General features: G+C 49.2%; 25 protein-coding genes. 13 read left to right on the top strand and 12 right to left on the bottom strand.

All coding sequences use genetic code 11. From position 1 onward, the window contains the following. Positions 1–101: 101 nt before the first annotated feature. On the top strand, positions 102–1,013 hold the full coding sequence (locus EPD17_RS03465; RefSeq protein ID WP_132051799.1) for a DUF2971 domain-containing protein: 912 nt from the start codon (positions 102–104) through the stop codon (positions 1,011–1,013). A 189-nt stretch (positions 1,014–1,202) separates the two neighbouring features. On the opposite strand, the gene EPD17_RS03460 is transcribed toward EPD17_RS03465, so the two are convergent. Next, positions 1,203–1,730 carry a thioredoxin family protein gene (locus tag EPD17_RS03460; RefSeq protein ID WP_132051797.1) on the bottom strand — a complete coding sequence of 176 codons (528 nt, stop codon included), beginning with the start codon at positions 1,728–1,730 and terminating at the stop codon, positions 1,203–1,205. Positions 1,731–1,913: 183 nt separating this feature from the next. Here EPD17_RS03460 and EPD17_RS03455 point away from each other — a divergent pair, with 183 nt between their 5' ends. The 3 genes from EPD17_RS03455 (at position 1,914) to EPD17_RS03445 (ending at position 4,679) form a co-directional block, all read left to right on the top strand. Next, on the top strand, positions 1,914–2,303 hold the full coding sequence (locus EPD17_RS03455) for an MmcQ/YjbR family DNA-binding protein (protein WP_132051795.1): 390 nt from the start codon (positions 1,914–1,916) through the stop codon (positions 2,301–2,303). Positions 2,304–2,386: 83 nt separating this feature from the next. Then, a complete protein-coding gene (locus EPD17_RS03450; RefSeq protein WP_132051793.1) occupies positions 2,387–3,340 on the top strand; it encodes a homocysteine S-methyltransferase family protein in 954 nt (317 codons plus the stop codon). Positions 3,341–3,482: 142 nt separating this feature from the next. Beyond that, complete coding sequence (locus EPD17_RS03445; RefSeq protein WP_132051791.1) at positions 3,483–4,679, top strand: serine hydrolase domain-containing protein; 1,197 nt, start codon at positions 3,483–3,485, stop codon at positions 4,677–4,679. 38 nt (positions 4,680–4,717) lie between these two features. On the opposite strand, the gene EPD17_RS03440 is transcribed toward EPD17_RS03445, so the two are convergent. Both EPD17_RS03440 and EPD17_RS03435 read right to left on the bottom strand, forming a co-directional pair. Beyond that, positions 4,718–5,158 carry a Fur family transcriptional regulator gene (locus EPD17_RS03440; RefSeq protein WP_132051789.1) on the bottom strand — a complete coding sequence of 147 codons (441 nt, stop codon included), beginning with the start codon at positions 5,156–5,158 and terminating at the stop codon, positions 4,718–4,720. Between the two features lie 122 nt (positions 5,159–5,280). Beyond that, the gene (locus tag EPD17_RS03435) at positions 5,281–5,898 is read right to left on the bottom strand and encodes an SCO family protein (protein WP_132051787.1); all 618 of its coding nucleotides are present in this window, start codon (positions 5,896–5,898) and stop codon (positions 5,281–5,283) included. Between the two features lie 35 nt (positions 5,899–5,933). Between EPD17_RS03435 and EPD17_RS03430 the strand changes: the two genes are divergently transcribed. The 3 genes from EPD17_RS03430 to EPD17_RS03420 all read left to right on the top strand — a co-directional run bounded on the left by EPD17_RS03430 (position 5,934) and on the right by EPD17_RS03420 (position 7,907). Next, positions 5,934–6,395, top strand: coding sequence for a YybH family protein (locus tag EPD17_RS03430; RefSeq protein ID WP_240040729.1), 462 nt, complete (start codon positions 5,934–5,936; stop codon positions 6,393–6,395). Positions 6,396–6,708: 313 nt separating this feature from the next. Continuing rightward, positions 6,709–7,215 (top strand): DUF2480 family protein, encoded by a 507-nt coding sequence (locus tag EPD17_RS03425; RefSeq protein ID WP_132051786.1) that lies wholly within the window; start codon positions 6,709–6,711, stop codon positions 7,213–7,215. A gap of 74 nt (positions 7,216–7,289) precedes the next feature. Then, entirely contained in the window at positions 7,290–7,907 is a 618-nt protein-coding gene (locus EPD17_RS03420; RefSeq protein WP_132051784.1) for a hypothetical protein, read from the top strand. 162 nt (positions 7,908–8,069) lie between these two features. Here EPD17_RS03420 and EPD17_RS03415 read toward each other — a convergent pair whose 3' ends face one another. The 3 genes from EPD17_RS03415 to EPD17_RS03405 all read right to left on the bottom strand — a co-directional run bounded on the left by EPD17_RS03415 (position 8,070) and on the right by EPD17_RS03405 (position 10,735). Next, positions 8,070–8,423: a cupin domain-containing protein gene (locus tag EPD17_RS03415; RefSeq protein ID WP_132051782.1), complete on the bottom strand. Its 354-nt coding sequence runs from the start codon at positions 8,421–8,423 to the stop codon at positions 8,070–8,072. A gap of 49 nt (positions 8,424–8,472) precedes the next feature. Then, positions 8,473–9,570 (bottom strand): magnesium/cobalt transporter CorA, encoded by a 1,098-nt coding sequence (gene corA / locus EPD17_RS03410; protein ID WP_240040728.1) that lies wholly within the window; start codon positions 9,568–9,570, stop codon positions 8,473–8,475. A gap of 91 nt (positions 9,571–9,661) precedes the next feature. Next, positions 9,662–10,735 carry an iron-containing alcohol dehydrogenase family protein gene (locus tag EPD17_RS03405; protein ID WP_132051778.1) on the bottom strand — a complete coding sequence of 358 codons (1,074 nt, stop codon included), beginning with the start codon at positions 10,733–10,735 and terminating at the stop codon, positions 9,662–9,664. A 189-nt stretch (positions 10,736–10,924) separates the two neighbouring features. Here EPD17_RS03405 and EPD17_RS03400 point away from each other — a divergent pair, with 189 nt between their 5' ends. From EPD17_RS03400 to EPD17_RS03390, 3 genes are all read left to right on the top strand, one after another. Continuing rightward, positions 10,925–12,406 carry a M48 family metalloprotease gene (locus EPD17_RS03400; RefSeq protein WP_204743275.1) on the top strand — a complete coding sequence of 494 codons (1,482 nt, stop codon included), beginning with the start codon at positions 10,925–10,927 and terminating at the stop codon, positions 12,404–12,406. 556 nt (positions 12,407–12,962) lie between these two features. Continuing rightward, complete coding sequence (locus EPD17_RS03395; protein WP_132051776.1) at positions 12,963–13,322, top strand: nuclear transport factor 2 family protein; 360 nt, start codon at positions 12,963–12,965, stop codon at positions 13,320–13,322. A gap of 132 nt (positions 13,323–13,454) precedes the next feature. Next, positions 13,455–14,504: a ferredoxin--NADP reductase gene (locus EPD17_RS03390; RefSeq protein ID WP_114237102.1), complete on the top strand. Its 1,050-nt coding sequence runs from the start codon at positions 13,455–13,457 to the stop codon at positions 14,502–14,504. Positions 14,505–14,511: 7 nt separating this feature from the next. On the opposite strand, the gene kdsB is transcribed toward EPD17_RS03390, so the two are convergent. The 5 genes from kdsB to EPD17_RS03365 form a co-directional block, all read right to left on the bottom strand. Then, entirely contained in the window at positions 14,512–15,228 is a 717-nt protein-coding gene (gene kdsB / locus EPD17_RS03385) for a 3-deoxy-manno-octulosonate cytidylyltransferase (protein WP_132051774.1), read from the bottom strand. An 87-nt stretch (positions 15,229–15,315) separates the two neighbouring features. Further along, positions 15,316–16,503, bottom strand: a complete 1,188-nt coding sequence (locus EPD17_RS03380) for a toxin-antitoxin system YwqK family antitoxin (protein ID WP_132051772.1) — start codon at positions 16,501–16,503, stop codon at positions 15,316–15,318. Between the two features lie 148 nt (positions 16,504–16,651). Beyond that, complete coding sequence (locus EPD17_RS03375) at positions 16,652–17,347, bottom strand: acetolactate decarboxylase (RefSeq protein WP_204743273.1); 696 nt, start codon at positions 17,345–17,347, stop codon at positions 16,652–16,654. Between the two features lie 221 nt (positions 17,348–17,568). Continuing rightward, positions 17,569–19,461, bottom strand: coding sequence for a gamma-glutamyltransferase family protein (locus EPD17_RS03370; protein ID WP_132051768.1), 1,893 nt, complete (start codon positions 19,459–19,461; stop codon positions 17,569–17,571). Between the two features lie 35 nt (positions 19,462–19,496). Beyond that, positions 19,497–19,700, bottom strand: a complete 204-nt coding sequence (locus EPD17_RS03365) for a hypothetical protein (protein ID WP_132051766.1) — start codon at positions 19,698–19,700, stop codon at positions 19,497–19,499. 107 nt (positions 19,701–19,807) lie between these two features. Between EPD17_RS03365 and EPD17_RS03360 the strand changes: the two genes are divergently transcribed. Beyond that, the gene (locus EPD17_RS03360) at positions 19,808–20,119 is read left to right on the top strand and encodes a DUF3817 domain-containing protein (protein WP_132051764.1); all 312 of its coding nucleotides are present in this window, start codon (positions 19,808–19,810) and stop codon (positions 20,117–20,119) included. Positions 20,120–20,140: 21 nt separating this feature from the next. On the opposite strand, the gene EPD17_RS03355 is transcribed toward EPD17_RS03360, so the two are convergent. Further along, positions 20,141–20,521, bottom strand: a complete 381-nt coding sequence (locus EPD17_RS03355; RefSeq protein WP_114237109.1) for a hypothetical protein — start codon at positions 20,519–20,521, stop codon at positions 20,141–20,143. 138 nt (positions 20,522–20,659) lie between these two features. Here EPD17_RS03355 and EPD17_RS03350 point away from each other — a divergent pair, with 138 nt between their 5' ends. Next, positions 20,660–21,442, top strand: a complete 783-nt coding sequence (locus EPD17_RS03350; RefSeq protein ID WP_132051762.1) for a hypothetical protein — start codon at positions 20,660–20,662, stop codon at positions 21,440–21,442. A gap of 122 nt (positions 21,443–21,564) precedes the next feature. Next, positions 21,565–22,668 (top strand): hypothetical protein, encoded by a 1,104-nt coding sequence (locus tag EPD17_RS03345; protein ID WP_132051760.1) that lies wholly within the window; start codon positions 21,565–21,567, stop codon positions 22,666–22,668. Positions 22,669–22,860: the final 192 nt, after the last annotated feature.

The following is a 22,860-nucleotide window of genomic DNA, read 5'->3' as shown; positions in this document are numbered from 1 at the left end:
TGGTAGAAGACAATTTTAAACCTCATATTTCTGAGCAAGGAAAGATACGTTAGGATGTAACACCTGAAGCTTATGCCTTACGAATACCCAAACTACATAAAATGAATATTGACTTTTTTAAAAGCATCTATAACAACGATACGATCTACCATTATACTAAAGCGTCAACAGCAATTGACTTCATCCTTTTTCATAACCAGTTAAAGTTTAGCAATGCTCATAAATCATATGATCCGATAGAAAGTAGAAAAGCACATAGAAGCACTGTTTACCACGACTCGGAAGTAAACAAGCAGAGAGATAAGCAACACTCGCAAGATGCAGGCGAGTTACATGCTTACATCGACAATATAGAACGGCAATTTCTTCAAGTTTGCTTTTGCCAAAATACAATGGGTAGTGACTTTGCAAGCGAATACTACTTTTCAACCTTTCAAGGACACGAAGAATTATTTGGGTTTACTAAATTAAGAATGTGGGATCAGTATGCAGATCACTTTTCAGGTGTTTGCATTGCATTTTCAAAAGAGAAAATATTATCTCTCAATACAGAACGAATTGAATTAATAGCAGGTGATGTAAAATATCTGACCTTCCAAGATCTATCAACAAAAAAGATCGGTGATATCCAAGGAAATTATTTGGCGACAGTTGGGAAAGCAAGATATAAAGAACAACTTGAGCAAATGATCAAAGAGTCGCTTTTTTGTAAACACGTTGATTATTCCGGTGAATGTGAATATAGAATTGGAACCCTCTTTAATAAAGAAAAATGCAGTATTCAAACAGTTCGTGATGAAATGATTTTTGATCAGAATATAATGCTTGATATTTCAGGTTGCGTAAAGGCTATTTTCGTTTCAAGCTTCGCAAACGAAAAGCAAAAGAAAGATTTGCTTCAATACGCTCACACATTTGATTTAGAGATCGTTGAAATGAGATGGCAGCATGACTCCTTCGAACCCCGTAATTATCGAAAGTGGGTTGAATTCGTCAATAGTTTTGAGGGTTGAATAGGTAAATGCGAACGAATTCTCTTATAATAGCACTAGCCTTCCAAACTCATAGCTTTTTGCACAAAACGCATGCACAATTAAAACAGAAGTTTGGTTAGAAGTAAGTGCATTTACTTCAATGCCGAAATTGATCTATGAACATTCATTTCTATACCAACCGTTCATTATTTTAGTACTTAATCGCCACTACCGCTCATTCATCCGAAATCTTTTTTCAATGACCTTTAACTGGTCTTCATTCAGCGAAGATGTTTTGCGCAGCACACTGATGAAATAAGCCACTTCCACTTCATTAGCAGGGCAGCCGCTGTTGCTTCCGGGTTTGTACTGCGAGTTGGCCAATACCTTTCCATTTTTATCCATCACCAACCAGTAAGGAATGCCCTGGTCATCACCGCCGCCGTTTTGTTGCAGCAGTTCCAATGCGCCGGGATTTTCCAATGCTTTTTTATCCTTCGATTCGTACACCGTGAGGTGCGTGGTTACATAGTTTTTATCGATCAGGGGCTTAACGGCTTTGTCTTGCAACGATGTGTCCATTGCATGGCACCAGCCGCACCAGGATGCATGAAAAATCAGCAGAACATTCTTGCCTTCTTGTGCGGCCTGTGCGTACACCGGTTGCAGCACTTCCGCAGCCGAAGGTGTTTTGCCTTGCGCATGGGCGCAAATAAACGCCATTAGAAAGCTGCAAACAATCAGGATCTTTTTCATGCACTAGTTTTAATGAAGCTACTTATATTTTTATCCAAAACATAGGCAGGTTGTGGTTTTAGCAATGTAAAAATGGTAGCACATGCCGCAGTTTTTACAGTTTCAATTACTACCTTGAATAACGTGACACTGTTTCGATCATGCAGAAATCTTGCGTAGCATGTACACTTTAAAACCATCCATATGAACGCCAAGCCACCGCGCTTCAACTACGCCGACTTTGAGCCCCTGCGCGATGTTGCACTCCGCTTTCCCGGCACAGAAGAAAGCACATCACACGAAGGCACACCATCCATTAAAGTGCGGGGCAAGCTGATGTGCCGGCTGCACGATAGCGGCGCATTCTTTTCCATCCGGCTCACGTTCGATCTCAGGGATCAATACCTCGACAGCCACCCGGAAATTTTTCACCTGCCCGAGCATTTCAAGCCCTATCCATACATAGCCATGTGGCTTGAGGGATACAATAAAAAGCTGCTGCAGGAAATACTGGAAGCCAGCTGGCGTGTGCTGGCATCAAAGAAACAGGTTGCTGAATGGGAAGCGGGCAGTTTTAATTGCGGTAAAACGTAGCTATATTATGCATGAACGGGCACGGACAATGGCTTCCGCATCATGACGACGCCTTTATCCGGCGTACTTATAAATCCATAACCATGGCCATCCATAAAACAGCACTACCCCATGTATCAAACGAGTTGTTTTTAACCGACGGCGGACTGGAAACAACACTGGTATTTATTGAGGGCTACGAGCTTCCTTGTTTTGCTGCCTTCGATCTTTTGAAAAACGAACAAGGATATAGGGCCATCAAAGATTATTACAAACGTTACCTGAACATCGCCAAAAGCTTTAAAACAGGATTTATTCTGGAAAGCCCTACATGGCGTGCCAACCCCGATTGGATGGCTAAAATTGGTTTTCCGCCCAATGCATTGGTGGATGTAAATGAGCAAGCAGTGCAGCTCCTCTTTTCGCTAAAAAATGAAGTGCATAACGATGTACCCCATGTTCTGATCAGTGGCTGTATCGGTCCACGCGGCGATGGTTACATCCCAAGCCAAATAATGACTGCTGAAGAAGCTGCACAATACCACGCCGGCCAGATAGCGGTGCTGAGCAAAACCGGGGTTGACATGATTTCGGCAATCACAATGAACTATGCAGCAGAAGCCATTGGCATTGTCAATGCAGCAAGTGCCGTAGGCCTACCGGCAGTGATTTCGTTTACGGTAGAAACGGACGGAACGCTTCCCGAGGGAATGGGTTTGCAGGAAGCTATTGCAGTGGTCGACAACAGCACATTGGAGCCACCAATCTATTATATGATCAACTGCGCCCATCCCACACATTTTTCAAAGCAATTAATGCAAGGCAAAGAGCAGGGATGGACGAGCCGCATCAGAGGGGTCCGCGCAAATGCATCTTGTAAAAGCCATGCCGAACTGGATGAAGCAACAGAATTGGACAGAGGCAACCCACATGACCTTGGCAACGAGTATAAAAAACTCAAGGATCTGTTTCCACACCTGAACGTTTTTGGTGGTTGTTGCGGCACCGACGAAGAACATATTTTGGCCATTGCAAGGCAAATAGCAATGACTCATTAACGATACCGATAGCCGGCAGTTGTTTTTTCAAACCCAGCCGAACAATAATTTACCGCATCAATTCTAAGTAAATAAATCGCCCGTTCAAAAAAACTTGCTGCTTTCCGATAAGAACACTACACCCAACTACAACCCACAAACCATGCGTAATAAATCCCTGCTCTTTCTGCTCTTGTACATTGCTTCCCTGGCTGACGTTCGGGCACAAAGCATTACCAAAATCAACAACAGTAAAATCAGTGTGCAGGCACTGGACCAAAAGATACAAGCCCTGATGCAAGCCGGCCATGTGCAGGGATTGGCCGTTGCCGTATTCAACAACCGCAAACCGGTATACACCAAAACTTTTGGCTATAAAAACCTGCAAACAAAAGAGCCCATAAAACCCACCACCAACATTTATGGTGCATCGCTCAGCAAGGCCGTTTTTGCAGTGTTGGTAATGAAACTGGCGGAAGAAGGTGTGCTGGATTTAGATAAACCACTGCAGGCGTATTTGCCCAAACCCATTTATGATTATACACCCACAAAGAAATGGCACGACAACTACAGCGATCTGAAAGGTGATACGCTGTACCAAAATATTACGGCACGAATGTGCCTCGATCATACTTCCGGAATGCCCAACTGGCGGTGGTTTGAACCTGATCAAAAGCTGCGGGTAAAATTTACACCCGGCTCGAAGTATCATTATTCCGGCGAAGGCCTGGTGTACCTGCAGGTAGTGCTGGAGCACATGCTGGGCAGGCCATTAGAGCAACTGATGCAGGAAAAAATTTTTGCCCCACTGGGCATGACCCGTTCATCGTATACCTGGCAGCCAGCATTTGAAGCGGACTATTGTATGGGCCATAAAAGCGATGGCGAACTGTATGAAAAAGACAAAGACAACGAACCACGATCTGCTAGCACACTGGAAACAACATTGCAGGATTATATACTTTTTACCAGCGCTGTACTTAACAAACGCATACTAAAGCCAGCTACTACACAACAAATGTTTACACCACAAATCAGGCTACGATCGGTGCAGCAGTTTGGCCCGTTCAGCCAGGTTGATACTGCTGCAAATGATCATATTGAATTGAGCTATGGGCTGGGTTGGGGGCTGCTCAAATCGCCTTACGGCTGGGGCGCATTCAAGGAAGGTCATGGCGATGGCTTTCAGCATTACTCCATTATTTTTCCAAAAAGCGGAACCGGCATCATCATCATGAGCAACAGCGATAACGGGGAAAGTATTTTTAAAGAGTTGCTGGCAACAGCCATCGGTGATACGTTTACACCGTGGCACTGGCAAAACTATATTCCATACAATCAACGGCAGGAGGCGCAGTAATTACGATTGACAATCGAAGTAATTATTGACTCCCACACCTACTTATTGCAATTGTTACAAATCCCATGAATCACTACCTGCACATTTTGTGCAACATAGCCTTTTGGTAAATCCATCGCCGGCGACACTACATGATCGAGGCAGGTAGTAACATTACAGTTGGCACAGATAAAATGCACATGATCGTCGTGGTGATGGTGCTCCGTACAGTCGCGGCAAAGCGCATAACGCACCATGTTGTCGGCAGTGGGTATGGAGTGTACAATGCCTTTTTCTTCAAAGGTTTGCAGGGTGCGGTAAATGGTTACGCGGTCGAATTTTTCGCCTGCTTTTTTTTCAATATCGCCATGCGCCAATGCATCATGGCTGTTCATAAATAAAGACAGGATTTTTTTGCGGCTGTCGGTTACGCTCAGGTTTTTGCGCCGCAGCAGGTCGGCTATTTTAGTTTCCTGTATAATGGTTTCTGTAGTGCTCATGATTAATACATGTTCAATTTACGATTGCCGATTTACGAATGACGATTGGGCTTAACTCAAAAGGACTTTAATTTCGTGAGACCTCAAATTCGTCAATTCAAAATCGTAAATCGTCAATCCCGTCAGCTTTGCTGCTCCAGCAGCTTTTTGATCTCCCGGCTCAGTTCTTTCATTTCGCTGGGCTTCAGGCCATCATAAATTTTTACCACGTTGCCCTGCCGGTTTACCAGCGCAATAAACTGTGTATGCAAAAAATCATCTTTCACGTTCGATACGTCGTTGCGCGGATCATCAATTTTATAGGCATGCCGCGCCAGGTTGTACAGGCTGTCCTTTCGGCCGGTAAGAAACACCCACTGCCGCGTATTTACACCCATCGAATCGGCATAGCGCTTCAGGCGGGCTGCCGAGTCGGTAGCGGGATCGCTGGTATGCGACAGGATCATAAAGCCGGGTTGGTCTTTAAATTCATCGTACACAACCCGCAGGTTTCGGTTCATTTTGGGGCAAATGCCTTTACAGGTAGTAAAAAAATACTCCACTGCCACCACCTTGCCGGCAATATCTTTTTCGGTTACGGGCTGCCCGTCCTGGTTTTCAAAAACAAAAGGCTGCACCTGACCGATGGGCGGAATGGTTACTTTGGAAAAACCAGGAATAACAGCCGAAAGGGCCAGGAAAAATCCAACAACGAGAATGGCGAAGAAAATAATGTAGAAAATGGGCTTGCGGGATTTCATAATAGGTGCAAATTTACCAACAAAAAGGGAGCGGAATGCCCATTACGGCGCTGCCTGCCACCCTGCACGCCATTTTTATGAAAACAATGATGCTTTTGCTCGGGCTTTTTTGCAGCACTGCTCTTTTTGCCCAAACCGATGAAGCGGCCATCCGGGCGCTGATGGCGCAACAAACCGCGGCCTGGAACCGCGGCGACCTGGAAGGCTTTATGCAAACCTACTGGAAAAGCGACTCGCTGCTGTTTGTAGGCAAAAGCGGCCCCACCCGCGGCTGGCAGGCCACCCTCGACAATTACAAACGCGGCTACCCCAATACCGCAGCCATGGGCCAACTCAATTTCAACCTGCTGGAGTTCAGGCGCCTTTCAGCGGATCATTATTTTGTGGTGGGCAAATGGATGCTGCAGCGTACCGCCGGCAACCTTAGTGGGCATTTTACGCTGCTGCTCCGCCGCTTTGGCCGGGATTGGAAGATCGTGGCGGATCATAGTTCTTAGGTGGTTTGTTCAAAATGCCACGTTATTGCGAGGATGATAGGTCGGTCATTGCGAGGCGCCGCGGCGGCTACGTTTTTAAGCGCACCAGTGCGCCGAAGCAATCTCCTGCTACCGCTTGGCTTTAATCGCTAACCACAAGGTGTACCAGCCAGCCAAAGGAGATTGCTTCGGCGCCCCAAACACAACCAACTACAACGCGGCCGCTGCGCCTCGCAATGACCGAGCAGCCACCTCCCCACACCAGCAGAAAACGCACCCAACAGATCCTGTTAATCCTTATCCAATCCTGCCCATCACTGGTTACCTTTGCACCATGAGCGATCTATTGGTAAACAAAGTGGCCAACAGCGGCCTCATTACCCTCGACCTGGAGCAGTTTCTGCCCAAAGGCGAGATCAAGGTATTTGACCTGAAGGATTTCCTCTTCATGGGCCTGATCCTGAAAGAAAAAGATTACCGCGAGGCACTGAAAGCCCGCACCTGGGAGGAGTTTGAAGGACAAAATGTAGCCGTTACCTGCACCACCGATGCCATCATCCCGGTATGGGCGTATATGCTTGCGGTAACTTACCTAGTGCCGGTAGCCAAAGACGTGTTTTTGGGCACCGCTGAGGAAATGCACAAACACCTGTTGCTGAAAAATATTGAAGGAGTGTCTGTGGAGCCCTACACCGAACAGCGCATTGTGGTAAAAGGCTGTGGCGAAACGCCCATCGATAACGTAGCGTATGCAGCCATCACCAAGGTGCTGCGGCCGGTGGCCAAAAGCATCATGTATGGCGAGCCCTGCAGCACAGTGCCCATTTACAAGAAAAAATAAGGAGCGGCACGGCTCCTTTTATTTTGCCCTATTATTGCGCGGTGTTCAGCGCCGCACACTACAAACATGCATGTATGAAACCAACTTTTTTTGTCCTCCTTTCCGCACTGCTGCTTACCGCCTGTGGCAATAATGCGGCCACCAAAAACGAAGGCATCGACACCGTTGCTGCGGCGGAAGAAACGGAAGCGGCCTGGGCAAAAAGTGCATTTCCCGAACTGTATACTTTGCTGAAATCGCAGGACGCCTCGTTTGACCCGGCCCTGTTCCAGGAAACCGAAGGTGGCACCGCCACGCCCCTGCCGCCACGTTTTTTTGCACCGGAAGAGCTGGAGCCTTTCCGCCCCTACTTGGTGTACAACAAGGACAGCAGCAAAGCCATCGACATGGTTTCGTACAACTATATCATCAAAAAAGGGGGCGGGCAGCCGGTGCTGGAGCCCGCCGGCCCCGATACCGAAATTGGCGTAATTGACCTGCAAACAAATATGCGTACCCGCATTTTCTTCAGCGGGCCGGCCACCACCATCCGCGAGGGCAAGTGGCTCGATGATAACACCGTGCTGCTGGGCGGCGCCGAAAGCCTCAGCCCCAACACCATCAGGCCTATTTTGGTGCGCATTAATTTGGAGGAAGCCAGCCTGCAGCGGTTTACTTATGCCGATAGTTTGCAAGGCCGGCTGGAGAAATAAAAGACTTAGTTCTGTTGGCCTTCGGGCAGTTTATAGAAAAATGAATGTTAGATAAAAGATAATGGCCCGCCCCGTGCGGGCTTTTTTTGATACATAAATGCACATCGGAAAAGGTTAGATAACCAATTCTTACTCAATGCCCGCATGGTTTTCCTCCATTGATCATTGCTCCACCGTTACCCGGTCGCCGTTTGTGGATGGCTGGGAAATAAACAAAAATTCGAGTCGTTCGTTGGTTTCGTTGGCTATGTAGTGCTCGGTTTTGGGCTGAATCAACAGCCCTTTTTGTTCGGTTAAACTGAGCCTCTTTTCGCCTAGGTAAAAAGTTGCCGAGCCTTTGAGGATAAAGAAAAATTGCTGCGCCTTGTTGTGAAAATGTAGCTTTTCGCTGGTACCGCCCGGCATGCTTTCCTGCTTTACCGACAAGCTTGGAGTATCCGCCAACACCCAACTATCGCAGTTATTGCCCCATAAATAGTGCGGTGCTGTTTGTTTGTCAACGATATTTTCCTGCATTTTAGTAGACGTTTTTTGCCTGTATTACAAATTGGAAACAGGGTCGTTTTTAGAACCAGCCGCGCCGTTTGAACATCACCAGCATGGCCACAGGTATCAGCAGCATGGCACCCACGGCAGTGTAAAAACCCCACTGGTTGTGGGCGGTGGGAATCACGTCGAAGTTCATTCCAAACACGCCGCCGATAACGGTGGCCGGCGCCATCAGGCAGGTAACAATGGCCATTACCTTCATTACCTCGTTCATCTTCAGGTTCACGTTGTTTACATACAGGTCCTGCATCGAAATCATGATGTCGCGGTAGTTTTCGCTGAGGTCGTATGCCTGTATGATGTGGTCGTAAACGTCTTTAAAATACTTGGTGGTGCGGTCGTCGAGCAGTTCGCTTTCGGAGCGAATAATGCCACCGATAAGGTCGCGTACCGGGGCGATGTTTCTTTTTAAAACAATCAGCTCCTTGCGCAGGTAGTTGATGCGGGCCAGGGAGCGGGTATTGCTGTTGCGTATCACTTCTTCTTCGGCATGCTCAATGCGGTCGCCCAGCTTTTCCATGACGATAAAATAATTATCTACAATCAGGTCAAGCATCGTGTAGCAGAGGTAATCGGCACCGCGCTGGCGCAATTTGCTGGTGGCGAGGCGCAGCTTATCGCGGATGGGGTCAAACACATCTCGGCTGGGGTCTTCCTGGAACGTGAGCACAAAGTTTTTACCCAACACAATGCTTACCTGCTCCTGCTCCACGGCGTGCTGCTTTTCATTGTAGTACAGCATATTAAGCAGGCAGTACAGCGTGCCTTCCACCTCGTCCATCTTGGGGCGCTGGTGCAGGCTTAAAATATCTTCGATAATGAGGGGGTGGATGCCAAAATGCAGCCCGATGGTTTCTACGTCGCCCTTGCGTAGCCCGTCGATGTTGATCCAGCTTACCTGGTCGTTATCCCGAAGGTCGAAGCTTTCATGCACCGCCTTCAGCTCGGTTTGGTGCAGGTTGGCCGCATCGTAGTTGTACACCGTAATCTGGGTACGTTCGGCGTCGGTGCGGGTAATGTCATCGCTGGGTGTGGCCTGCAATATTTGCTTGGTACGCTGGGTACCAAACAATACCGAAGGAACCAGGTAACGCAGGTATTTTTCAGGGCTCATATAAATTCAAAAGTAAAAAGTCAAAATGCAAAAGGGTGCGCTAATGGTACAACGCATTTTTGAATTTTGACTTTTTACTTTTGAATAAAGCTTAAAGCTTTTCGTACAGTGCCCGCAGTTTTTCGCGGGTCATGATTTGTTCCCAATCCTTGCCCAGTGCGTTTTCCCACAGCGGCTTCATGCCCAGCGACACATCAATCATTTTATCAAACTGCTCATCGGTGAGGCCCTTAGTAATGCCTTGCGGAATATCAAAGCCGCCCTTTTCCACCATGCGTTTGAACTCGGCCACACCCTGCGGGTAATATTCTTCGAGGTGGTTCATTACAATACAGTTGCCCACGCCGTGCTTGGTACCCAGCAGGTAGCTGAGGCCATAGCTTACGGCATGCGCCACGCCTACCTGGCTGTAGGCAATGCTCATACCGCCGGCGTAGGAAGCCATCATCAGTTTATCGTCGCACTCCTCGTCCCAGGTATCTTTTTCCAGGAAAATGTACTGGCACAGCTCCAGGGCTTTTTCGCCGTAGCTTTTGCTGAACTCGTTGAGGTAAGTGCCCTGCAGGCTTTCGATGCAATGGATGTAACAGTCCATGCCGGTATAAAAACGCTGGTTGGCCGGGGCGTTGGTGGTCAGTTCGGGGTCCAGCACTATTTGGTCAAATGGGGTAAAATCGGAGTTCATGCCCAGCTTGCGGGTGGGGCCGGTAAGTACCGTGGTGCGGCTTACTTCAGCACCGGTGCCGCTGAGGGTGGGAATGCCGGCTTTGTACACGCCGGGCAGTTTTACCAGGTCCCAGCCCTGGTAGTCGGCCGAGGAGCCGGGGTTGGTCATCATTAAGGAAACGGCTTTTGCCAGGTCCATGGTGCTGCCGCCGCCAATGCCAATAACGCCGCTCACCTGCCCAAACTCGTCCTTCAGGCTTTGCGCCAGCTTATCTACCTGCGTAGTTTTGGGCTCGTAGGTTACGTCGGCAAAAATCACTTTATCGTTGCCCCGCAGCGGAATGCGGGCCACCAGCGGTTTACCTTCAAAAAAGTGGTCTACCAAAAACACCATGGGCTGGCCTTCTTTTCTGTGCGGCGCCAGAATTTCGTCGAGCTGATCAAAGGAACCGCGGCCATACACCACGTAATCCACCATTTTGAAGTTGCGGAATTTCATATCGGGAAAAGAGTTTTTTTGAGGCCACAAATGTCGGGAAAATGGCTGGCAAGTCGGATGTCAGATGTCGGATGTCCGAAGACAGCTGCCTGACGTTTCCCTTCCGACTTCTGACATCCGACTTCCGACTGTTCTCCGTGGCATTGCTGTTGCATATTTTGCAGCCGAAAACCCTCAATCTAAAATAGCATGAAACAGAAACCCCGGCATATGAAAACCATTTGCCTTGCAGCGCTGATTGCCGCAGTGCCGCTTGTGTTTGAAAACTGTGCCCGCAACCCCGTAACCGGCAAACGCCAGGTGGCCTTTATTTCGGAAGAGCAGGAAATAGCCATGGGCAAAGAGGCCGACCCGCAAATCATTGCCCAGTATGGTTTGTACGAGAACCAGGCACTACAGGCTTTTATCAACGAAAAAGGTAAACAAATGGCTGCCGTGTCGCACCGGCCCGGCCTCAACTACCAGTTCCGCATTGTTGATTCCGACATCCTCAACGCCTTTGCTGTGCCGGGTGGCTATGTATATTTTACCCGCGGCATCATGGCCGCATTCAACAATGAGGCAGAATTTGCCGGCGTGCTGGGCCACGAAATTGGCCACATCACGGCCCGCCACACCGTATCGCAGCAAAGCAAACAGATCCTGGGGCAAATTGGCCTGATTGGCGGCATGATCCTGTCACCCACCGTGGCCCAAATGGGTGAGCAGGCCATGCAGGGCCTAAGCCTGCTGTTCCTGAAATTTGGCCGCGATGCCGAACGTGAATCGGATCAGCTGGGTGTGGAGTACAGCACCAAAATAGGATACGACGCCACCGAAATGGCAGGCTTTTTCAATACCCTCAAGCGCCAAAGCCAGGCCAGCGGCGCCGAGGAATTGCCCAACTTTTTATCTACCCACCCCGACCCGGGCGAACGCAATGCCACAGTGGCCCAACTGGCCCGTGAGTGGAAAGCTAAAACACCCGGCACCAATTACAAAGTGGGCCGCAACGAATACCTGCGCCGCATCGACGGCATTATTTATGGCGAAGATCCGAAAGGTGGCTTTATGGAAGGCGGCGTTTTTTATCACCCCGAAATGAAGTTTCAACTGGCTGCCCCATCGGGCTGGCGCTATGCCAACTCGCCGCAACAGGTGCAATGGGGCGAGCCCAATGGCCGTGCAGCCATGATTTTGCTGCTGGCTCCGGGCAACAACCTGCAGCAGGCTGCGCAAACCGCCTTGCAGCAATACAACCTGAAACCGCTGGAAAGCCGTGAAGTATCGGTAAACGGGCTGCCCGCCATTGCAGTGGTGGCCGACCAGCAGGCGCAGCAACAACAGCAGCAAACCCAACAGGCGGCAGGCGTACGCACCCTCAATTATTTTATCCAGTACGGCGGTGCCGTGTATCACCTGGTGGGCCTGAGCAGTGCGGCCAATTTTGCCAACTACTCGGCGCTTTTTCAAAGCACCATGCAGGGCTTCAGGCAACTCACCGATGCATCGAAGCTGAACAAACAGCCGCAAAGGGTACGCATTAAAACCGCAGCATCGGGCATGACGCTACAGGCCGCCTTGCAACAGCACCGGGTGCCGCAGGCACGCATGGAGGAAACAGCCATCCTCAACGGCATGGCGCTTACCGACCGCCTGGATGCAGGCATGATGTATAAAGTGATCGAATAAAAGAATCAGGATATTTGAAAAGGGTCTGCAGGTGCAGGCCCTTTTTTAATGGGCAGTATTAAAAGGCACCACGAGTGAATGTTGCTTTGTTGAGGACCAATGAAAGGCCCGTTTGCAGCCGGTTGTACCCTGTGTTTGGTTACCTTGTTTTCAAATCCATGATGCCGGGTTGGCCAATCAAGACGGTGCTGGGCAAATTCGTGATCGCATAAAATTGCTGGTGCACTTGCGGTGGCCGGAAGTAAGGCAGGCAAAAAATACAGGCTAGTGCTAATAACATCACTACATGGTTTTACGCTGTTCAACAATGGCCATCTTTACTGGCGGCCAAACAAGGGTAGCAATGTTTTGCGGGCTGCGTATTGAGTTGCGTCAATTCAAAGGCATGCATTCGTCAGCCAAACACCTGCTGTAAGCGTGATGATGTAGTGTGAAGACAGGAAACCATGGTTGCAGCCATCAAACAAAACAATTACCCATTATAAGCAACGGGCTATTTGATGGGATGCAGCTAGTTGCTACTTTAGAAGATTGTATTTACCAAAATGCTATAATTATGGAAGCCACTACAACCACAAAAATGCAGGCAACGCTGGATCATCATCTTGCCGCATTTGTTGCCGCAGACCTCGAGGAAATTGTAAAAGATTACAGCGACAGCTCCGAGCTCCTAACACCCAACGGGGCTATGAAAGGAAAGAGCGCCATCCAGGCTTTTTTTGCTGAAGTGTTTACCATTTTTCCCAAAGGCGCAACTTTCGAAGTAAAGCAAACATTGATTAGAGATGGCGTTGCCTACATTGCATGGAGCGGCCAATCCGATTTTGTAACCATTCCGTTGGGCACCGATACATTCATCATGGAAGGTGATAAAATTTTGTATCAAACGCTGGCGGCACATATTCTTCCAAAATAATGGCGGTGTAACGCATTTACCGCTGCCCTGTTCATCATCAACAATATTCAAGTTGCAAAAATTTCCCCTGTCCGGCACTTTATTTTAAGCACATAAGTTTGCATACAACATTGCGAACCCGTTTTACATTTTATGGAGCACAGGGAACATTATCACTACAAAACACTTCGCGTAACAGCCGTACACGAAGAAGCAAAAGACTTTAAAACCTTTGTGCTCGAAAGCGATGGAGACCTGGTGTATAAAAGCGGCCAGTACCTTACATTGGCGCTGCACGAGCCGGACGAAATCAGGCGTTCCTACTCCATCACTTCGGCGCCGGTGTTGAACGAGCCACTGACCATTGGGGTAAAACGCATTGCCAACGGCGTGTTTTCGCGCTACCTGTTTGAACGTGTGGAGCCGGGATCTGTACTGCATACCAGCGGGGCCGGCGGCTTGTTTATACTGCCCGAAAACATCAACCAGTACCGGCAGGTATTTTTTTTCGCTGCAGGTAGCGGCATCACGCCCATTTTATCCTTACTCAAAACTGCACTCCATGCACACCCACACCTTTCGGTGGTGCTGGTGTACAGCAACCCATCGCCGGAGCGGGCACTTTTTCTACACCCCATTCAGCAATTAAAAGAGCAGTTTGGCAACCGGTTTCACCTGGAGTTAATATTTAGCAACAACCCTGATCTCTATCGTGCCCACCTGCACCGCGACCTGATTTTATCTTATGTAAAAACGCTGGTACATCCGCATGCGGATACCACGCTGTTTTATACCTGCGGACCTGAAAGCTATATGCGTCTTTGCGTGTTTACGCTGCAGGGCGCAGGCATTGCGGCCCACCAAATCAAACGCGAAAATTTCATTACCCACACCCATAGTGCCGGCCGGGCCTTGCCCCCCGATGCAGCCACACACCATGCATTAATACAAGTAAACGGTATTGTGCAAAATGTAGCTGTTGCTTTTCCGCAATCCATTTTAAAAGCGGCGCAAAAAGCAGGCGTGCAGCTGCCTTATAGTTGCGAGGTGGGCCGCTGTGGCAACTGCGTGGCGCGGTGCACCAGTGGCACCGTTTGGCACTCGTACAACGAGGTGCTTACGGAGCGGGATCTAGAGAACGGGCTGGTACTTACCTGCGTGGCCCACCCGGTGGGCGGCGATGTGGTGCTGGAAATAAAATAGCAGTTGGTTACAGCAATTTGGCTGCTTTTTCCAAATCTTCCGGCGTGTCAATTTCTACGCCCATATAATCGGTGAGCACCATGCGCAGCGTAATGCCATTTTCGAGGTAGCGCAGGCATTCTATTTTCTCGGCAGCCTCCAGTGGCGACATGGGCCATGCGGTAAAATCCATCAAAGCGCTTTTGCGAAATGCATACACGCCAATATGTTCGTAGTAAGTAATTGCCGCCTCTTTATTGCGCGGATAAGGAATCACACTGCGGCTAAAGAACAGGGAATTCCAGGCCTTGTCCACACATACTTTTACAAAGTTCGGATCAGCAATGGAAGCTTCATCGTGCAGTACCTGCATCAGCGAAGCTACCTGAACAGAAGGTTCTTCAAATTGCTGCAACAGTTTTTCCAGTGGTTCGCGGGCCACAAACGGCGTATCGCCCTGCACGTTTACAATCACGTCCACATCCAGGCCCGCAGCGGCTTCTGCAATGCGGTCGGTGCCGCTTTCGTGTTCGCCCTTGCTCATGATTACCCGGCCACCCTCACGTTCTATTTCCTCGCGGATAATATCGCTGTCGGTTACCACCACTACTTCATCAAACAGGCCGGTGCGCACCGTTGCATGATAGGTATGTGCAATCACGGTTTTGGTTCCCAGTTGCTGCATCAGCTTTGCGGGAAAACGCGTGGCGGCGTACCGTGCCGGAATCATGGCGATCTTTTTCATAACAACAAAGGAAAGAAGATTGCATTAAAAAATGGCCGTGCTGCGTAAGAAGCATCATGGTGTGCCAGATACAATGATCAAAACGGATCATTGTATCTGGCAGTAATTGCGGATCTCTTTTGGAATTAATTTCGATACATAGGTTTCGGAATAGTCAAGTGCTTTTGCTGCCCGTAGATCCTGGCAAATAAGATCCCGTTCCGCCGGCGGAACACGCTCCATATCTGCAACGGTTAATGGAGCCAGCGTTGTACTGCTTTTTGCATTTCCTTTTGTTGCATCTGAAGGCCGGTATTGATACATGCGTGCCATTGCCCGGTGCACCAGTGCTTCCAGCATCAGGGGTTCTATTTGTAAAGCGCGGCCGAAAGATGCCACAGCCCTGTCGAAACGCCTTTCAACCATCATCAGCAAGCCTTCTTTAAAGTGGGTGTCGTTGCTGGCACTATCTGCTTTTATAATGCGCAGCATTGCTTTGTTGGCTTCCCGAAGCGAACCGGCCTGGAGTTTTGTATAAAAAGTCGCTGTTTGATACGCTACTGTGTATTGCCGCTCATCCGGAACCTGTACCCCGTATTGAACCAGTTGCTGCTGCTTTATTTTGCCGCTTGAATAGTAAACAATGGAAGTGTCGAAAGCTGTAGCCTGTTTGCGTTTCATCGTATCCTGCAGTTGTCCGGTGATGTAATAGCTGCTGCCTTGAAACACCACTTCGTCATTGGCAAGTTGGCGGCGTTGGACCAATGCTCCATTTGGGTAATACTCCTGCCAGGTGCCGTGTAGCAAGCCTTTCTGGTAATTGGCAATTTGCTTTATATTTCCGTTTTTAAAATAAACCCCTACCTCGCCATCCAGCAGGCCATCTACCAGTGTGCCCCTGTTTTGTATTGTACCGCTGTTGTAATAGTCGATGTATGTGCCGCTGTAGGGCCGGCCGTTGAGCGTCCACACGCCTTGCAGCACCTTCATGTTTCTCAGGCCCGGGATGCTCTTAAGGCTATCGGGCCGGGCCCTGTATTCTTTTGTAAAAACATAGACGATCTTATCTATGTCGGCCCAACCAAGCAGCACTAAACTGTCCTTATCTCTTAATTCCCTTGAGTCGGAGATATCTTCGCTTGTAATAACGTTCCATTCCTCCGGGTCCTGAAGAATCGGGATGGAATCGATAATATAAAGCGTTCGCTCTGGTGCAGTCTGTCCGTTTGCTTTTACAGCGCAAATCAGCAAACACGCCAACAACATTATGGGGTTGTGTAAAATGGTGCTTTTCATGAGCAGTTAGTTGGTTTGTTTCATCTTGGCCACACTCAATTCAGATGAAATAAGAATGACCAAAAAAATGTTTTATAAATACTTGCTTAAACGATACAGCAACAGCAATTGCATCCTGTGAAAGGAACCATGCATTGCTAGCTGCGTTTTATTCCGCAGGCAAATAAAGTTTAATGCTTCCCTTTTCAAACAACAGTTCGTCCACGTGTCCCATTTTCGCCCTATCGGCAGTAATCAAATGCATGTGCAGAAAAGTATCGTGGTGAGTAAATATCGCTTTATGTGTTGTTGAAAAAAAGCCAATAATATCGGATGCAACGTTAGTAACCGTATAGTTTTGCTGTCCGCGGTGCGCATCATCCGGCGATGAAACGGCGGCGCCCTTGGGCAGGTTTACAATGTGGATGGCTGCACTTTTTACCGTACCGGAAAGCCTGAACAGGAAAGGCCGCTTTGCTCCTTTTGTCATCCCGTCAAGGTATTGTTCCAATTGGGAAATGGTTTGAACGCTGTCGGGCAACGATTGTTCCTTCCATTCAGTAATATTGGCGTAACCGAAAAAGGGCGCTTTGATGTTATAGGTTTCTTCTACCCGCATGGCCGTGTCGCCCACAACAACCGACTTATACGCTTTGCCATCAATGACCAGGATCTCTCCTGACAGGTATTCAACCGGCCCAAAGCCGTACAGGGCCTTTTTGTCGGCAATCGTGTCGAGGTAGATTTTTCCCTGCAGTTCGCCTTTCCACATTACATCCCTCATTTGCCCTACAACCTTTACTTCATTTACCTGTGCCTGGGCCGCACTGCTTGCCGATAATGCAATTGCAAGCACTAAAATCATCTTGCCATAATTCATCTTGGATACTGATTATTATTTCCGTTACAGATTCAAATTCTTTCATTGCAATTCATCGCACTACAAATCATTCATCACTCATCTTTCCTAATTCATATTTTTCTACCGCCGGCTGCTTCCTTCTTCATGCTACATTCCTTGTTCGATAGTCTTACCAAACTTCATCATTCGTCTGTTCCTTGTTCATCTGTTCTTCTGTTCCCCTGCTACCATCCAATGCCATAATCCTCCCCGTGATTCGAACTTCCGCCCCACAGCGTTCCGTGTTTCCAATCAAAGTAAATAGCATTGATGGGGCCGCTGGTACGTGATTGCATGGTAGGCCGGTAGCCCATTTTGCGCAGTACGGCAAGCACCCAGGGCGGCGTTTGCTCCTGCACAATAATGCTTCCGGGCACCGGCTGGCGGTCGGCGGTTTTTTCGCCACCCAACGAGAGCCACAGTTGGTTCGAATTAAAATTAGCCGCCTCGGTGGCTCGTTGCACCGTCATGCCAAACTCCACCATGTTCAAGAAAAACTGCAGCAGGTTTTGGTCCTGCGTATCGCCGCCCTGCACCGCAAAAGAAAGAAATGGCTTACCCCCCTTCAGCGCCAGCGATGGCGTTAGCGTAACGCGGGGACGCTTGCCCGGCGCCACTACGTTGAATGGGTTGAGCGACGAATCAAGCACAAAGCTTTGCATGCGCTGGCTCATGCCCACGCCGGTGTTGCCAGCAATAGTGGCCGGCAGCCAGCCACCGCTGGGTGTAATGCTCACTACCCAACCTGCACTGTCGGCGGCTTCTACGGTAGTGGTGCCCCGCAGGTAGCGGTCCATGTAGGCATTGTTCAAAATAGCCGATGTGGCATCGTGCACCGGCACCACGCTTCGGTTGCGCACCGGCGTGGTATCCATGCTAAAGCCGCGGCTGCGCAGCAAGTTCAGGTATGGGTTGGTGCGTCCTTCAAAAGGATAAGGATCACCCGGCCCAATCTTCGGATCATTGCGCACTGGATTGATAAGCGCTGCACGTTGTTTTGCATAACGTTTATCCAACAAACCTTTAATGGGCTGCTGTGTTGAAAAGGCGGGATCACCGTAATAAAAATCGCGGTCGGCAAAAGCCAGGTTCATGGCCTGGTACAATGTGTGGATGTACTGCGCCGAATTATACCCCATGCTTTTCAGGTCAAAATTTTCAAGAATGTTGAGGGCCTGCAGCAGCATCGGTCCTTGTGTCCATTGCTGCAGTTTGTATACATCAATGCCTTTGTATGCGGTTTTCAGCGGTTCTTCTTCAATGGGCTTCCAACGGGCCAGGTCTTCCATCGTGATGAGGCCGCCCTGCTCCTGTGCACCGCGTACAAATTCTTTGGCAATATCGCCTTTGTAAAAACGGTCGTAAGCTGCGTAAATGGCTTGCTTGCGGCTCTTTTTTTGCCGCAGGGCTTGCTGCTCCGCCTCCACCATTTTGGTCAGTGTTTGCAGCAGGTCGTTTTGCACAAAAATTTCACCGGCCTCCGGTGCTTCACGTTGCTGCCCCAGGTGCGGCAAAAACACTTTCTTGCTATAGGGCCATTCTTTAATGCGGGCTTTGTTGTTTTCCATTTGGTTGGCCGTTTGCGCTTCAATAGGATAGCCTGCTGCCAGTTGCATGGCAGGCGCCAGCACTTCTTTCAAACTTAGGGTGCCGTACTCCGCCAGCATGTAGCAGATGCCGCCCGGTGTGCCCGGCGTAGTGGCCGCCAACGGGCCGTACTCGGGCGGAAAATTGTAACCCTTGCCCTTGAAAAACTCCGGCGTGGCGCCGGTGGGTGCTACACCCATGGCGTTGATGGCAATTACTTTCCCGGTTTTTGGATTGTAAATAAGCGCCTGCGTTTCGCCGCCCCAGCTCAATACATCCCACATGGTGCAGGTGGCGGCCAGCATGGCGCAGGCCGCATCTACGGCATTGCCGCCTTTGCCAAAAACCATAGCGCCAGCCTGTGCTGCCAGCGGCTTTCCGGTAATGGCCATCCAGTGCCGGCCGTGCAGCGGCGGCTTTTGTGTAGCCTGTGCAAATATGCTGCTGCCGCAAATAAGCATACCTATTAAAACACACCACAACTTTCGCATAACGGGTAATTTACTGTTGAACAAACAAAAAGGATTTAAGGTGTACTGATGCGAAAGCCAAGGCCCGTGCCCATGTTGGCTTCTTCGTAAAAAATGGTGATGGTGAGGATTACCTGCCCACTGGCGTCGGTGCTTTGCGATTGCAGCACATGCGATATGCGGCTGCGCTGCTGCTGCATCCAGTCCACCACTTCTGTTTGCAGGGCCTGGGGCGTGCCCGAAAATATTTTGAGCTGCATAAAAAACTTGTTTGCCCCAATATACGCAGGTCTTTTTTCGCAGCCCTTTAACAAGGTAAAAAATAAGGCCGCTCCTGCCTCATGGCGGCGGGGCTTATCTTCGCCACATGAACGAACATCCAACCGTAAAGCGGCTGCGTGTGCTGGGCTACCTCGAAGCTATTTCATGGCTGCTCCTGTTATTTATTGCCATGCCCCTCAAATACATCTGGGACATACCACTGATGGTGCGTTATGTGGGCTGGGCACACGGCATCCTGTTTATTTTGTATTGCCTGCACCTGTTGCTGGCCAAGGGCATTTTGCGGTGGTCGTTTGGTAAAATGGTATTGGGTGGTGTTGCAGCTTTTTTCCCCTTTGGTACACTTTGGTTCGACAAAAAGATTGAGCGGTCGGAGCAGGTGGTGCAACGTTCGTAACGCACCGAAGTGCGGCTTTGATTATTCCGAAACTTCGAGCCAGTACACATCCGAGCCATTGCGGGTAAGTGGCCCAATCATCAGGCCGCCGGGTTCAGGTATTTCTTCTAGCAGGGTAAATGTGCTGCAGTCGCGGTCGAGCCCATCAAACACCAACGTAAAGCGGTGGCCGGCCTGTGCCAGTCCCCAGTCGGGGTAAGATGCAATACCGAATGCCTGCACCAGCTGTTTGCGTACACCATTTTGCTGCACCAAATATGTGCTGGGCCAAATGCGGATGAATGAATCTTCTACCAGCGTGCAGTGCACAATGGTGGTGCGTTCTTCCTGTTGCAGAAAGTCCACTTCGATGGTAACATCCGGCGAAAAAACGGGCCGGGTAATATTAGGTGTTTCGGTCATAGACGCCCCAAAATTACGGAGCTGCACGGCACCGGCAAACGCTGGTATTGGTATTGCTATAGTGGCGAAGCATTTGTGCCGAAAAACGGGTGCATCCCGCACAGCAATGTTTCTGCAGCAAAGGCGTTAATTTCAATAATGTTCCGGCTGCTCACCATAGCGCTGTTTTGCTGCACCATGCATGCTACTGCCCAAGACCTGAGCGGATTTTGGAAAGGCACGCTTACTATGAGCGGCGGTTGTTTTCCCGAAAACCACATCGAACTACAGATCAACATCAACGGCGGCACCGTATCAGGCAATTCATATCACTACCTCGACGTACACAATTACGTAAAGAAAAGTTTCACCGGCGATTACACACCTGGCGAAAAAAAAATAACGGTGAACGAAGGGATGGTGACTACGTTCAAAATTCCACCGCATTGTATTGTGTGCATCAAAAACTACACATTGGTGTACAGCCGCCAGGGCGATGAAGAGTTGCTCACCGGCGTATGGAACGGTACCATCATGAACAGCAGCGCACCTTGCCAACCGGGCAGCATCGTATTGCGGCGCATTGCCAAATCAGCCTTTCAGGAAATACCGGAAATTGCCGTAGACACTGGCCAGGTGCGCCTCGATTTTTATGATAACGGCGAAATTGACGGCGACTCCATTACCGTATTGGTCAACAAAAGAATGGTGCTGCAGCACCAAAAACTTACCGCCCAGCCCATTACTACTTATTTGCAAGTAACGGCCAGCACCACTTTTTTTGAAGTGGAAATGGTGGCCGAAAATCTTGGATCTATTCCGCCCAATACGGCGGTGCTCATCATCACAGCCGGCGTTAAGCGCTACCAGTTATTTCTTGCGTCCAGCCCCACCAAAAGCGCTTTTGTACGGTTTGTGTACGAACGGGCTGCACCGTTGTAACTGCGCCTGCATTTTTACCAATTACTCATGTTCACCGTTCATTTTGGCGCATCCATCGTGCAGCAAGGCTTGCACCTGCGCGGTTGTGCTATATTTGGTGCGCAAAAACCGCCCGGATAAAAATGCCGCTCCGCACTACTGCTGCTGACCACACTACACAACAAGATGCCTTTGCACAAGGCATCAAAAGGGCGTTTGGTAAAAACTACTTATTGAAGTTCCGGCTGCTGCTTTGTTTTTTGGTGGTGGCAAATATCACATCGGCGCAGCAAAAAGGGATGAGCCTGGAAAAGCTCATGGACCTGGGCTTGCTTAACGAAGCGGCGCTGCAAAAAACATTGGCTAAAAGCGGTTTCCAACTGGCCGAAATGGATACGGCCATTCATTTTGAAAAGCGCTCCAAAAACGGTGTGCTGGAAAAATCCATTTCGCTTGTGCGTACAGAGCAAAACATTTGGGTGCAACTGGCCACTACCAACACCGAAGAATTTGCCCAGCTCAATAAGGAACTGGTGCGCCAGGACTTTAAACACGCACCGCAAAAAACGGTGATGCCCGGTGTGTTTGAATGGTATCAAAAAGGACCGTGGACGGCAACGCCTGCAGTGGTGCAACAGGATGGCCGCAATTGGTACCGCATGGCACTGCAACTGACCAAACTGCCACAGCCTGCCGACATCCGGTACCTGGAAGACCTGGCCCTGTTACAATCGCATGAACAACTGGCTGCAGTGTTTGGGCCATCGCTGGTGCGCCGCGATGTATTTTATTTTACCGAAAATGAACTGAGCAAATGTTCGGTACTTTTTCCCAACACATCGCGGCAGGTAATTGTGGTGTGGAAAGATGAATTATACAGCCGTGGCATATCGCTGTTGATTGTGGGCGGCACCATGCAGGGTCGCGGATCGGCGCCGGCATATTTCAACGAAAATGGCCAGAACCAATGGCAATCGAAACAAGGAATTTTTGTAGGATTGCCGCTGCGCCAATTGCATGAAATCAACGGCGGCCCGCTTGAATTTTTTGGTTGGGAAACCGAAGAACCCGGCTTGGTTGCTTTGCACAATAAAGGTGCGGTAAATTTTAAAACACTGGGCGTGCAGTTGCATTGTATTGATTGCAACGAAGACCGTTTTTATTCCGACAAACCGCTGCTCAATTCTTCGGTGCTGCTGCAACAATCCCGCAGGGTGTATGTGCGTACCATTGTGCTAAAACCTTGATTAAAACGCTACTGCTTTTTCTGGTTGCCAAACCAGCTCTTTAAGCTGTTGTAATGTGTTCGCACATCACCTTTTCATAAATATCCTTCACTCGCTGCCAACCCAAAAACGATTTGTTCCTTACGAGTTGTGCACATAAAAACTGCTGCGCTGAAAAGAATATAATTTATTTATAATAAATATTTTGTGATG

The organism is Pseudocnuella soli (assembly GCF_004347775.1).
Taxonomy (GTDB): domain Bacteria; phylum Bacteroidota; class Bacteroidia; order Chitinophagales; family Chitinophagaceae; genus Flavisolibacter; species Flavisolibacter aquaticus.
The sequence above is the reverse complement of the archived record's forward strand: the minus strand, read 5'-3'. Positions and strand labels throughout refer to the sequence as shown.